General features: G+C 44.0%; 10 protein-coding genes and 1 tRNA gene. 3 read left to right on the forward strand and 8 right to left on the reverse strand.

All coding sequences use genetic code 11. The features are described 5' to 3' along the window. Positions 1-41 precede the first annotated feature (41 nt). The 6 genes from nuoH to A3775_RS13345 form a co-directional block, all read right to left on the reverse strand. Positions 42-1160 (reverse strand): NADH-quinone oxidoreductase subunit NuoH, encoded by a 1119-nt coding sequence (gene nuoH / locus A3775_RS13325; RefSeq protein ID WP_066377464.1) that lies wholly within the window; start codon positions 1158-1160, stop codon positions 42-44. Positions 1161-1624: 464 nt separating this feature from the next. Further along, the gene (locus tag A3775_RS13330; protein WP_066377466.1) at positions 1625-2761 is read right to left on the reverse strand and encodes a citrate synthase; all 1137 of its coding nucleotides are present in this window, start codon (positions 2759-2761) and stop codon (positions 1625-1627) included. A gap of 110 nt (positions 2762-2871) precedes the next feature. Beyond that, positions 2872-3366 carry a phosphohistidine phosphatase SixA gene (gene sixA, locus A3775_RS13335; RefSeq protein ID WP_066377468.1) on the reverse strand — a complete coding sequence of 165 codons (495 nt, stop codon included), beginning with the start codon at positions 3364-3366 and terminating at the stop codon, positions 2872-2874. Between the two features lie 304 nt (positions 3367-3670). Further along, positions 3671-4957, reverse strand: coding sequence for a bifunctional oligoribonuclease/PAP phosphatase NrnA (locus A3775_RS13340; protein ID WP_066377471.1), 1287 nt, complete (start codon positions 4955-4957; stop codon positions 3671-3673). A gap of 410 nt (positions 4958-5367) precedes the next feature. Next, complete coding sequence (locus A3775_RS23595; RefSeq protein WP_231867007.1) at positions 5368-5487, reverse strand: helix-turn-helix domain-containing protein; 120 nt, start codon at positions 5485-5487, stop codon at positions 5368-5370. Between the two features lie 484 nt (positions 5488-5971). Then, positions 5972-6469: an HNH endonuclease gene (locus A3775_RS13345; protein ID WP_066425345.1), complete on the reverse strand. Its 498-nt coding sequence runs from the start codon at positions 6467-6469 to the stop codon at positions 5972-5974. Positions 6470-6928: 459 nt separating this feature from the next. Between A3775_RS13345 and alr the strand changes: the two genes are divergently transcribed. The 3 genes from alr to A3775_RS13360 all read left to right on the forward strand — a co-directional run bounded on the left by alr (position 6929) and on the right by A3775_RS13360 (position 9163). Beyond that, positions 6929-8116 (forward strand): alanine racemase, encoded by a 1188-nt coding sequence (gene alr / locus A3775_RS13350; RefSeq protein ID WP_066425347.1) that lies wholly within the window; start codon positions 6929-6931, stop codon positions 8114-8116. A 95-nt stretch (positions 8117-8211) separates the two neighbouring features. Continuing rightward, positions 8212-8293, forward strand: a tRNA-Leu gene (locus A3775_RS13355). 372 nt (positions 8294-8665) lie between these two features. Beyond that, complete coding sequence (locus tag A3775_RS13360) at positions 8666-9163, forward strand: hypothetical protein (protein ID WP_156481629.1); 498 nt, start codon at positions 8666-8668, stop codon at positions 9161-9163. A gap of 58 nt (positions 9164-9221) precedes the next feature. Here A3775_RS13360 and lnt read toward each other — a convergent pair whose 3' ends face one another. Further along, positions 9222-10805, reverse strand: a complete 1584-nt coding sequence (gene lnt / locus A3775_RS13365; protein WP_066377481.1) for an apolipoprotein N-acyltransferase — start codon at positions 10803-10805, stop codon at positions 9222-9224. Beyond that, the gene (gyrA, locus tag A3775_RS13370; RefSeq protein ID WP_066377482.1) at positions 10802-13402 is read right to left on the reverse strand and encodes a DNA gyrase subunit A; all 2601 of its coding nucleotides are present in this window, start codon (positions 13400-13402) and stop codon (positions 10802-10804) included. The genes lnt and gyrA overlap by 4 nt, the downstream gene beginning before the upstream one ends. Positions 13403-14042: the final 640 nt, after the last annotated feature.

Consider the following 14042-nt stretch of genomic DNA (forward strand, 5'->3'; position numbering starts at 1 on the left):
ATTTTCTTAAAGATGAATGACCATTGACTCATGACTCATGACTAACCACCAAAGGCGACGGGAAAGGCGAGTTTTAGGGCTGCGGTTAATAGTAGATTTACTAACCCAACGGGTAGCAAAAACTTCCATCCTAAATCTAACAACTGGTCAATGCGTACCCGTGGTACTGTCCAGCGCAACAGGATAGCAATAAACACGAGAAAGTAAGCTTTGAGTAAGGTCATGAAGATACCCAAAGCCGCAGTAATGACTTGCAGTACGGGATTTAGTTCACTGACTCCCAACCAACCAGCTATCATGTTGATGGGAATGGGGAAATCCCAACCGCCTAAGTACAAAACTGCTACCAAAAGAGCAGAAAGCACTAAGTTAACGTAGGAACTGAGATAAAACAGGGCGAATTTCATCCCTGAGTATTCAGTTTGGTAGCCTGCAACCAGTTCTTCTTCGGCTTCTGGTAAGTCAAAAGGTAGGCGTTCGCATTCAGCTAAAGCTGCAATCCAAAAGATGAGAAAACCAAGGGGCTGTCGCCAAATGTTCCAGCCCAGGATACCGTAGCCGGATTGTTGGTTAACAATATCCACTGTGTCGAGGCTGTTAGACATCATCGCGATCGCTAACACACTCAACGCCAAGGGGATTTCATAACTAATGGACTGTGCTGCTGCCCGCAACCCCCCTAAGAGAGAGTATTTGTTATTAGAGGAGTAGCCAGCCATCAACAAGCCAATCGGCTGAATGCTAGATAAAGCAATCCACAAGAATATCCCGGTGCCGATGTTGGTGATCACAATATTCTGTCCAAAAGGCACAATCAAATAAGACAGAAACACTGGCAACACCACCAGGATAGGCCCTAGGGTAAATAACCAAGGGTCAGATTTGGCTGGGACAATATCTTCTTTAAATACCAGCTTTAAACCGTCGGCCACAGGAGCTAGTAAGCCCAAAGGCCCGATATATTCAGGGCCGATTCGCTGTTGTGCGGCGGCGGAAATCTTCCGTTCTAGCCACACACAAACAAGTACGCCCACTGTTGCCCCTATCAGCATCAGGATCATGGGCAGAGGCATCCAAATTGCTTTAGCTGCCCCTGGCGGGAGTCCTAAATCCATCAAGGATTTAATAAAAGTTCCTTGGAGGTCAATTCCTGAATTCATGTTTCCGTTCTTTAAGTCATCAAGTCATGGAGGGTGACAATTATTAGCTAAACTAATAGCTGCAACAGCACCCATTTATATCTCTGTTGAGATCACACCTGATTGAAGATTTTGCCGTTTCCCATGCCTAGTATATCGCCCGATGGTTTACGGCTTCTGTAGCTACATGAGAACTTCTACTTATAGCTAGGATTGAGATTGACTATGAGCAGGGGTGTAGGGGAGATGAGGGGGATGAGGGGGATGAGGGGGATGAGGGGGACAAGGGAAAACTTGTTAACCAGTCCCCAGTCCCCAGTCCCCAGTCCCCAGTCCCCAGTCCCCAATCTTCAGTCCCCAGTCCCCAGTCCCTCAAACAAGCAACACAAAGCCGCCGCTTCCATTTTGGTAACGGTTTTCCACTGTCTATTCAGTTTCTACTGCCCAAGACTGGGGGGTGATGTGACTGACAATGGAATTACTACTTAACGTTGGTCGAGGGGGATGTAAGGAACTCCGTGATCACCGTTATAAATCTGGGTTGGACGGAAAATCCGGTTTTCTGCGAGTTGTTCTTTCCAGTGAGCTAGCCAACCAGCCACACGAGCGATCGCAAATATTGGTGTAAATAAGTCTGTGGGAATTCCCATCTTTCTATACACCAAACCGGAATAAAAGTCAACATTAGGATAAATTCCTTTGTGACCAAGTTTCTCTTCGACTACCCGTTCCATTTCTTGGGCAATGTCGTAATATTTGTCTGCGCCAAACTTCGCAAACAATTGTTCTGCTAGGTCTTGCAAAATTATCGCTCTGGGGTCTTTGACTTTGTAGACGCGATGACCAAAGCCCATTAGCTTCTGTTTGCGTTGCAGTCTATCCTCAACATAAGGACGAACATTTTCTACCGAGCCGATTTCTTCCAACATCTGAATGACTTCTTCGTTAGCTCCACCGTGAAGCGGGCCGCCCAAAGTTCCTACAGCACTGGCTACCACGGCGTAGGGGTCAGTTAAGGTAGAAGCTGTTACCCTAGCACTGAAGGTAGAAGCATTCATTGTATGTTCAACGTGGAGAATCAAGCAGACATCAAAGATTTTTGCCGCCAATTCATCCGGTTCTTTCTCGTTGAGCATGTAGAGAAAATTGGCAGAATAATCTAAGTCATCGCGAGGCTTTACGGGGTCGTTACCTTTCCGCATTAACTGGAATGCTGCCACCATTGTGGGGATAGTGGCAATTAACCGCACTACAGAATCCCGAATATAAGCCGGATTATGTAAATCCCGCAGGGAGTAGAACAAGCCTAAAGCCGCAGCAGAGGCTTGTAGCGCGTCCATTGGATGACCGCTTTCCGGGAAGCATTTCATCATGTCTCGAATGCGGTATTTAATCCGCCTGTGGAGGCGAACTTCTTCCTCAAATGCTTGCAGTTCTTGTTTACTTGGCAATTCGCCCCAAATGAGGAGATAAGCAGTTTCCAAAAATGTACTTTTTGCGGCTAATTCCTCAATCCGAATGCCACGATATTCTAGTATTCCCTTCTGCCCATCTACATGACTGATACTCGATTGGGCGGCGGGAATGCCCTCTAAACCAGGCTTGTATTCGCACACCATCATGGCAACACCATTTGCTTAGTGAAATATTCGACACGCTAACTTACCAGAAATTATGGTCGCCATAACAGTAACCGAGCTTACAACAATTCTTTAAGAAAGGTTGCAAAAAGTTATAGCAAGTACCTGGGCGGTGTCAACCAAAACATCTGACTACTACCCACAGGTGAACCGATTTCTGGCAGTTTTACTCCGATCATACCTGCTTTTTTGAGGACTAAACTGTTTTTGGCTTCTCCCCAGAGAAGAATTTCTGCCCAATTACTCAAACAAGGCTCATGTCCTACAAGGGCTAATTGGGTGTTTGGCGGTAAATTTCGGGGTTTTAACCAATAATCTAACCAACTGGAAATATGACCATTGGGAGCTAAATGGTTGGACACTTCTAACTGTGAACTAAGTTTAGCTTGCAGTAAGATATCTGCTGTTTGACGGGCGCGTACTAGGGGGCTGGTGACTATCAAATCAAACTGTAAACCCAGTTTTTTCAGGCGTTGGGCTACTTTCTCGGTTTTTTCCCGTCCTTCTGGAGTTAGTTCCCGTTCCTCATCTTTGATTCCGGCTTGCTTTTCTACGGCTATGCCATGTCGAATTAGATACAGTTCCACAGTAGATTCCTAGCTGACAATTGAGGAGTTACACCCACTGTGAATTAACATATCCTATTCTTGAACATGACGCACCCAAGCAGTGAACAAACTTACAGCATTTTTCATACTGACTTATGAAGCTGTATACCTACAATCAACTAGACAAATCATATAACTAATTGTATCTAATTTGACAATACATAAACAGCCAAGAAATTAATTTCTTGGCTTCAATCTCAATTAGTTAAAGCTGCATAACAACCGTTTTTGCATCGGTTTTAATAGACTCTGGTTATCTATTGCTTGTAATTTAGTTCAAGATTCACTCAGACTGAATGGGGTTGTCTTTAGGATTCACTAATTTGAATAACTTCTGCTTAATTTGCGCGTCAAATACTTCCCATTTCATTTTCGCGTAGGCAGAATTTTCATTACTCCCAGATAAGAATCCCATCGGAATTTCAAAACCACCAGCACCAGTCCTACCACCACCAAAAAATCGTCCGCTACTATCTTGACCAAAGGCTTCTTTGATAAATTCATCAGGATCTAAGGTGAGTTTGGTAGTTCTTAGGGAACCAATCACCACTTCTAACTCGTCATCTTCATCGTGAACAATGCCATACACTACGGCAGTATGGACGTTTTCTTCGGTAACTAAAAAATCTGCCGCTTGGGGGATGGCATCGCGGTCGTCGTAGCGTAAGTATCCTACACCAGCAATAGAAAAGTTATTTTGGACGATGCGGTTTTTGAGCGATCGCTCAATCACATCCATCACCCGTTTAGAACGGTTGGCTTGCAGTATCGCATTCAGCAATTGAGCATCATAAAACCGACTCAGATACGCGGCTGCCATAAAATCTTCTTCTTGGGCTTGCATGAGGCGATTAGTATCTGAACGCAAGCCGTGCATTAAGGCAGTAGCACATCTAACGTGTTGGCTAATGCTACTATCTAACGCCAGTAAGCCAGATTGAAGATATTGAGTAAAAATTGTGGCTGTAGCTCGTACATAAGGACGAACATCCGCAAATTCTGTTTTCAGTTCAGCTTGTATGCTGTGGTGATCAATGACTGCTACCAGTGGTATTCCTGCTTGCTGTACTGCTGTTAGTAACTGGCTGGTTGTGCCTTGGTTATCGATTAAGACAAAGCCCTGATACGATGATAAGTCTTTATTTTTCAGGGTTTGCGTTGTCCAGCGTTGGGCAGGTAAACCTGTGAGCTTCACTAGGGCAATATTTTCTTGATGGCTTAAAGTCCCAGCATAAATAATTTCACACTTGATATCATATTGCTGGGCAATTAGTTGGTAAGTCCAAGCAGAAGACAACGCATCAGGATCAGGAAAGTCTTGCAAAATGATCAACTGACGCTCATGCCGGTGTGATAGTAGCGTCTGTTGCAATTCTTCTGACTTTTGAAATGCTAAGGAATTGCTACGTTGCCCTATATATAAGCCGACTCCTTCGCCGTTAGCAGTAGGTAACGTGGATCTAATCAATGAAATTTCTGTGTCTTTATCTATTTCAGGTTCCTCCGGATTTGACTCGGTAGCCACTGAAAAATTATCAGACTGCTTAATCAAGGAAGAATTCAATTGCATAGTGACGGTGATTGTAAGTGTGAGGCGTAATATATTTGTTCAGAGACACTAAAACCAGCACTTGACTGATTTAGCCCCACATTCTGATCTTCGCAAAAATATGAGGAGATAGGGATATGTATCTCGGTATATTTCTTGTCAAGAAGATAGTTCGGCAATCCTCCTAATTATACCAGAATGCACATAGAGGCTGAAAACTCATCCCAAATGCTTATCAATGCTGATTATGTTTTTTAGATAAGTAAACAGCAAAGCTATTGCCAGCTATTGCCTCAATACAGATGTCAACAACATCAAAGGCTAGAACTTTCTTGTTTGCCGATTACTTTCTCAAGCTACTGTTTTGCTCAAGCCGATTCAAAAAAGCTCACAAATGCTCACAAGTGCCAGCTTTTTCTTCCTGCTTCTTCCTAGAGCTGACACAATGCTAAACCTTGATTCCAAGCATGTCTGGCTACTCCGGCGTGTTGTGCTAGTAGTAGTCGTTGTTTTCGCTTGAGTTTTAGTTGTGTCTTAAATCCTAGTAGCATGATGCTATTCTACAGCCAAATCCCGACATCATCACCACATACATCAGTTGTGTCACCTAGATTAAATGTGAGTATTTGTCAGCAATAGTTAGCAAATCATTAACTAGCTACTAACCCTCCCGTGCAATGGAGGGTTTAGGCATCCAGGATGATGAATAAATCCATAAAAGCCTTCTTTTATCGTCTTAACTGAGAAATTCTCAAATAATTTAGATTTTTTTAATTTTATGTGTTATGATGTGATGCTGTTGAAGAATTGATATGTCCAGTTTACACAGCACAAAGCTGTGCAATCAACAGCAATCAATAACCCAGGCTATCAGCCCGGTTCACACCCAGACTAGCTAATCACGATGCCACGTTTGTACCCAAGCCAATTTACATCCAAATTACTGACACTGCCTTGTCTCACAAGACAAACAGATGTAGCACCTGGATTAGGTGACAATCAAAATTCTGGATATTTGGGGTTAGCTAGTTAATGTCAAAGTCCTATAACATATTTTTGCCATTCTTGATGCAGTCCACTCTTCAAATGCTTGCCAACCTCAAAATAGAGGCTACTATAGGGTTTGCGAGGCGGATGACGCAGCAACATCTGTGCTTCGTGGGGAGTGCGATTACCTTTTTTGACATTGCAACGCACGCAAGCGGTAACAATGTTTTCCCAGGAGTCTCCCCCACCACGCGATCGCGGGATTACGTGGTCTAATGTTAGTTCATCGCCTGTATAACCGCAGTATTGGCAAGTGTGTCCGTCTCGATGCAAGATATTCCGGCGAGTCAAAGGAATTTCCTTGTAAGGAACGCGGACATAGTGACGCAACCGAATAACGGTTGGCAAGGGAAAATCCGCATAAAGTAACCTGCCGTTATGTTCAACTCGTTCTGCTTTACCTTTAATTAGCAGAACCGCAGCACGCCGCCAGCTCGTGATGTTGAGCGGTTCGTAAGAGGCGTTTAGGACTAAAACCTTCCCCATTGATTGACGCTCAAGGTATTAGTTTTACATATATTAACACGAATCTCCTCTCATTGGGAGATGAGAATAAATTATACTTCCGCGAGAATTTTAAAATTGATACAAATCAGTGCAGATAATTGCTGACAAACTTCCCAGTAGCAATTATCTGTCTGCCTTGTTGCTGCATAATCTAGGTGATATTCATCTGGAAGGCGGCGATTAAAGAACGTATATATTTTGAGCCAGGGTTTTGTTTACCTTTGCCGGATGCCTCACAGATTAAATCTTATGGATTATTGGTAAATCTTACTTACACCCAAAGATAGGGAATTGGGAGTTATGGGCGTGGGTATATTGTATTCATTCCTAAATCAAGGTTAAACTTCCTGATTAATTTAGATATACCTCGCAGGATTAGAAATCAAAATCATTACAATATTCAACAATCAAACAGTGGTGTGAGAGGAGGGTGAAAAAATGTTAAGTCGTGAGCAAGCTTCTAGCATTGCTACTAATCAACAGTGTGACACCTACGCCTGGTTTTCCCAACGTGCGTGGGTGGAAATTGATCTAGGGGCTTTGTCTTATAATATACAACAAATCAAGCAATTTTTATCACCACGTACCCAGTTAATGGCAGTAGTGAAGGCGGATGCTTACGGACATGGTGCTGTGACAGTGGCGCAAACGGTATTGCAAGCGGGTGCGAGTTGGTTGGGAGTCGCCACAGTTCCAGAGGGAATTCAACTGAGAGAAGCGGGAATTAAAGCCCCAATTTTGATTTTAGGGGCAACTTATACCCCAGAACAAATTCATGCGATCGCTCACTGGCATCTTCAGCCCACCATCGGCAGTCCCAAACAAGCTTTAATATTTTCCAATACCTTAGAAACTATTGAATATGGTTCGCCTTTGCCTGTACACATTAAGCTAGACACAGGAATGTCTAGGCTGGGTACAAACTGGGAACAAGCCGGGGAGTTTGTGCAGTTAGTAGAAAGTTTACCCCGTCTTGAGATTGCCAGTGTATATTCCCACTTAGCAACTGCTGATAGTCCTGACCCAGCTATCATGCTAGAACAACATAGAAGATTTGAGGAGGCGATCGCCCAAATTCACGCCTTGGGTATCAAAATTAAGAGTTTGCACCTAGCCAACTCAGCCGCCACCCTTACCAACAGAGGATTACACTATGACATGGTGCGCGTCGGTTTAGCGGTGTATGGACTCTACCCAGCACCACATTTACAACCGACAATCAAACTTAAACCTGTGCTGCAACTCAACGCCAGAGTTACCCACGTTAAAACCATCGCTGCGGGTACTGGTGTCAGCTACGGACATCAATTTATCGCCCCCCGTGAAATGCGCCTTGCTGTTGTGGGAATTGGTTATGCTGACGGCGTACCGCGTAATCTTTCTAACAAAATGCACGTATTAATTCGCGGTCAACGTGTACCGCAAATCGGCGCGATTACAATGGATCAGTTGATGATCGATGTTAGTACAGTGCCAGATGTGCAGGAAGGAGAAATCGTTACCTTATTGGGAGAACAAGGCAAAGAGCGAATTTTAGCCGATGATTGGGCTGAAACACTCAACACGATTTCCTGGGAAATTCTCTGTGGCTTTAAACATCGCTTGCCGCGCGTGGCAGTTATCTAATTAGGTGGAAAATTGGGGATTTGGTATGAGCAAAAAATTTTCTTTCCTAGTCCCCATTTCTCGAAAAAGTATGTTAAGCTAGTATAGTTGCTCAGGCGGATGTGGCGGAATTGGCAGACGCGCTAGATTTAGGTTCTAGTTCCGAGAGGAGTGAAGGTTCAAGTCCTTTCATCCGCATAAGTTAAAAACTAGCCATTTTTGGATATATTTGGCTAGTTTTGTGTATTTTTAAGACTTATGTAAGTGTGATAATTAAACTGTATTGTAGGGTGCGTCAGAGTTAATAATTCGCTAACAATTAACATATTTTTGACATTTAAAAACACAGGGTTTTCCATATATCCTTGACAAATTGGTGAAGGTATTGATCATACCAATAAATTATTCAGACTATTGATAGATATGGCTATATATCAATAGTGAGTCACAGATACACTCAAGGTGACAGTTAACATATATAAATTAAACACAAAATTCATAAGTGCATATTTTGGTGGAATTTTCCCAAGTTTGAGCAATGCTTGGAGAGAAACACTTGGAGAGATTTTATTGATATGGATTTATGAATTTACTCAGCCAGAAGGAATGAGTTTAGCCATGAAAAATATCAAGTGGGATAGTGGCTTTCTAAATAGCAGTGTGGCTTTATTGGGGTTATTGGGAGGAATTGTTGCTTTTGCTATGCCAACGATGGCAGCAGTAGAAGGAAATAGTTACGATGTTAGGGTTCAATCAAGCGATCGCGATAGGTTTGATGCTTGTTTTGATTTTGGTCAACGAAATAATTTAAGAATTGATGGATTAGGGGCTGTCTATGACGGGACAAATTTAGGTAGGAATAACCGAAATTGGCAAGCTGTCACTAGATCATCTTCTGTAAATGTGGGATTTAGCGGTAGAAGCACTGCCAACTTTCAAGGTCGTTCTGGAAGAATCAGTGGTAATGCAATTAATTCTAATGGCACCACTTTTACATTTGACGGACGAATTAGAAGAGATCCATGTCCTGCACTTAGAACCAGACAGACTAATCCGTTCTTGAAATAACTACCCACCGGAGGCGATCGCTTTTTCTCAATCTCCCCATCTCAGCCTTTAGCGATCGCTATGACACAGCCTTAGCCTTGCTGTAGCGGGGGGCAAATTTCCCTAACACAGCCAAAAATAATAATCCAGGTGTCAACCAATCACCCCAACGCACATATAAAGTTTTTGTCTGTCGTCGGTAAATCGTGGCTGCATGGGTTTCATAAGTATTGTATCCAGACATCCACAAAGTTTTACCATGAGGATCAACAAAGGCTGAATATCCGGTGTTAGTTGCCCTCACTGACCATCTATCAGTCTCAATTGCTCGCATGATATCCTGGGCGTGATGCTGGAATGGCATGGCAGCACTATAATGAGCATCATTGGAAGAACTGAGGATAAATTCCCCACCCGCAGCAGCTTGTCGGCGAAATACTTCAGGGAAAGCAGACTCGTAACAAATGCCGACAATTGCCCGCCCCAAGGGAGTGTCAAAGATTTGATTGGGTGAACCATGTACTTGATGTTCATCCAATGGTGATAAACGCTGAATAATCGCCCCTAAAACTTCCTCAAAGGGGATATACTCACCCAACGGTACTAATTTGGATTTGTCGTAGCGGCTGGTAATTTCACCGTCACCGTTGATGGTAAATAAACTGTTGGTGTAGCTGCGTCCCTTGCTGCCAAAAGCCCCCACCCAAGCAATTACACCTTTGTCTTTTATCGCTGAGACTAGGGGAGTCACCGCCAAATTTTTGTCAAAAAAAGGCATTGCGCCTTCTGGAGTCAAGACGGCATTAACACCTTGATTCACTAAGGTTAAATATCCCTCGGTGTAACCTCTAATGGCGCGTTGCACTCCTTCAGGCAGTAGTTTAATTTTGTTGGGAATATTTCCCTGAACTACCCCCACCTTTAAGGCGGCGGCGGTTGGTTGGGCGATGGGAGGAATGTATAATACAAAACCAATCAGGTGTAAACCAACTAATAAACCTGTGGCAACTGCTAAATATTTGTTAATGAAGCGTGAAGTCTGGTTTTGTTGGTAATTTATCCAGCCTTCCGCAATTAAACCATTGACGGCGACAATGGCGGCTGTGACGGTATTCGGCCCGGAGAGTTGACCTAGATGCAGAATTACGAGGTTATGCGGACTTTGGGTGTAAGCTAGAGAACTCCACCACAAAGGCCCGGCACTCCACAAGCTTTCTAAACCGCACCACATTGCTGTGCCGAATAAGATACGTAGTAGGGATTTTTGCAGGTTGAGACGCGACATTACACCAGCCCAAATCCCTACAAATACCCCACCCCAGAGACTAATAAATGTCCAACAAAACACGGTGATAGCTAAACTTGGCCACCAAGGCACACCCAACCAATCCATAGGATGGATGCCGGTAATCCAAAATAAGGCTACACCGTGATAACCCATACCCCAGGCTACACCCAGCAGGGGTAGGGGATAGGGATTTTTTCTGTTAGCACAAGTGATAACTAGCACCCAGAGGGGGGCTAGGGCTAGCCAAGCTAGGAACCATGCACCCACAGGGGCGACGGTTAACCCCATGACTATCCCACTGGCTAGGGAAAGTAAAAGGTAAATAGCAAAAGGGAGTATTTCTTTTACCTGTTTACTTTTTACTTTTGACTTCATTCCGCTTCTTCCACGTCGGCTGTATCGGCTGTATCGGCTGTATCAGGAGGAACTATTGCTACTCCGGTAATTGCGTCATCTTCGTCGAGTCTTTGCACTCTCACCCCAGTTGCAGAACGGGATTGTACAGAAATTGCGTTGACTGCTTGACGAATTATAATACCGCGACTTGTCACCATCATGATTTCATTATCATTGTTGACAATACCGAGGGTGGCTAATTGGTCTTTGGTTTTGCGGTTTTTGAATTTAGTCGCCATTAAACCTTGTCCAGCCCGATTTTGTAGGCGGAATTGGGCTACTGGGACGCGCTTTCCGTAACCTCCCATTGTGATGACTAATACCCAAGGGCCGATGCTGCCGTTACCTGGAACTTCTGCGGTTTCTTCGCTGGTTTCGAGTTCTTCGGTTTCGGGTTCTTCGATGTCGGTTTCGTCGGTGTTTAATGTATCGAGAATGGCGGCGGGCAGAATATCCATCCCGACTAATTCATCCCCTGGCTTGAGTTTCATGGATTTGACTCCACGAGTCGCCCTACCTAAAGGACGCAGTTGTTCGTGGTTACATCTAAAGTGTATTGCCATACCATGACGAGAACCGACAATTACGCTGTCTTCGACTCTGGCGCGACGTACCCAGCGCAGTTGATCCCCTTCTTCTAAGGAAATGGCTATTAAGCCGTTGGCGCGAATGTTGCTGAATGCTGCCAATTCGGTTTTCTTGATGTTACCGCCTTTGGTGAGCATGACTAAGTATTCTTCGCTGCTAAACTCATCAACGGGGACTATGGATGTAATTTTTTCTTCTTTGGGTATGGGTAGGAGTTGTACTATGGGGGTGCCGCGACTGGTACGTGAACCGACGGGGATTTGATAGGCTTTCAGGCAATAGACGACTCCGCGATCGCTAAAGAATAAGACGCTATCATGGTCGCAGCAAGTTAAGAAATGCTCGACTGTATCATCATCTTTGACTTTGGCGGCGGCTTTGCCTCTGGTAGCACGGCTTTGCGCCTCAAAGGTGTTGACTGGCATCCGTTTAATATAGCCTTGCTCTGTCAACAGAATAATGGCTTTTTCATTGGCGATCAAGTCGCGATCGTCAATTTCTCCTTCGGCGTGGGTGATGACTGTGCGTCGGGGTGTGGCAAAGCTGGTTTTAATTTGGCTGACTTCAGTTTCTATGATTTCTAGAATCCGTTCGCGTCGTGCCAAAATATCTTGTAAATCAGCAATCTGATTTTGCAAATCTTCGTGTTCTAAGCGGATTTTGTCAGCTTCTAAGGCTGTTAACCGCCGCAATTGCATCTGTAAAATTGCATCGGCTTGCACTTCTGAGAGTCCGTAAGTGGTGATTAACTCACCTTTGGCTGTGGGTGCATCTGGCGCGTTGCGAATTAAGTTAATAATCGCATCGAGATGGGACAAAGCAATTAGTAAGCCTTGTAACAAATGGTCACGTTCTTCGGCTTTTCGCAGTTCGTAGCGGGTGCGTCTGGTGATCGATTCGATGCGGAAATCGAGGAAGACGTTGAGAAATTGCTTGAGGGTGAGGATTTGCGGTTCGCCGTTCACCAATGCCAACATATTCGCGCCAAAGTTGGCTTGTAGTGGTGTTTGTTTATATAGGTTATTTAGCACCACACGGGGATAGGCATCTCGTTTGAGTTCGATCACGATTCTCATGCCATCGCGATCGCTTTCATCTCGAATGTCTGCTATTCCTTCAATGCGCTTGTCGTTCACCAACTCGGCAATTTTTTCAATCAGTGCGGCTTTGTTGGTTTGATAGGGTAATTCGGTGATGATGATGGCTTCTCTATCGGGACGGCCTCGCTGTTCAATGGTTTCTATGTTGGCGACACCCCGCATGGTAATGGAACCACGCCCTGTGGTGTAGGCTTCTTTAATGGCGGATGTCCCCAGAATTTGCCCCCCGGTGGGAAAGTCTGGCCCGTGGACATACTGCATTAATTGTAAATCGGTAATTTCTGGGTTGTGAATTACTGCCACTAACCCATCAATTAATTCGCCTAAATTGTGGGGTGGGATGTTGGTAGCCATGCCTACCGCAATCCCCGAAGAACCATTGAGAAGTAGTTGGGGGATACGGGAGGGTAAAACCGTCGGTTCTTGTTGGGAACCGTCGAAGTTATCGATAAAATCTACAGTTTCCGACTCTATGTCTTGGAGGAGGGCAGAACTGGTTAAAGCTTGCAAGCGACACTCAGTATAACGCATTGCCGCCGGTGGGTCATTGTCCACCGAACCAAAGTTACCATGACCGTTAATTAGAGGCGATCGCATGGAAAAATCCTGTGCCATCCGCACCAAGGCATCATACACCGCCGTATCGCCGTGGGGGTGATATTTACCCAACACTTCCCCGACTACACGGGCGCACTTCCGAAACGGGCGATCGTGGGTTAACCCTAGTTCGTGCATAGCGTAGAGGATGCGACGATGCACAGGTTTTAGACCATCCCTGGCATCTGGTAACGCCCTACCCACGATCACACTCATGGCGTATTCCAGATAAGACCGGGACATTTCATTCCGCAGATCCGTCGGGATAATCCTCTCCTGTGAGGTTGTCATAAACTAAAAAACTCCAAAAAACTTAGATTTTAGCCTTCGTACTTGACAAAGCGCAAAATAATGCAAAATTATTCCAGAATAATTGCCATATTTTGCTACAATTCTAACACAATCTTGTCTACCTCTGCCGAGGTATCTCACCCATCTATCTGACTAAAATTATGATGAAAATTTAGTTAGTTAGACTCGCTGAATTTTAATTAAAAAATAAAATGGTTTTTCACCTAACAATTTTTGTTAGTTAATTTGACCAACAGTATGTTAATTACTCAAGTAAAATCAACTATAGACATGGTTTTACTGTTTTTTGTTCCCTGTTTATCTTGACGTGTCTTTGCTAATAATGGGAATTTTGACTAACTACTTGTGTGTAGGTTTGAAAAAGTATTCAAGTAATTTTTACTGATATATAAAACATGAAAATAGCCGCAATAATTAGCATGAACAACATAAAATTAATCAATATTGAGCATAAGATTTTTTATTTAATTATTGCTGTGACTGTCATGGTTTAATTGAGAGCATGATTATGGGAGTCAAAAAGCGAAAAAAAACGTAGCGATGTTTCCTGGTAAAGCTTTTTTTCAAGACAGCAACATCAAATCTAATGCTTTAGATAGGGCAAAATTACCAATCCGAT

This window comes from Anabaena sp. 4-3 (assembly GCF_001597745.1).
Classification (GTDB): Bacteria; Cyanobacteriota; Cyanobacteriia; order Cyanobacteriales; family Nostocaceae; genus Trichormus.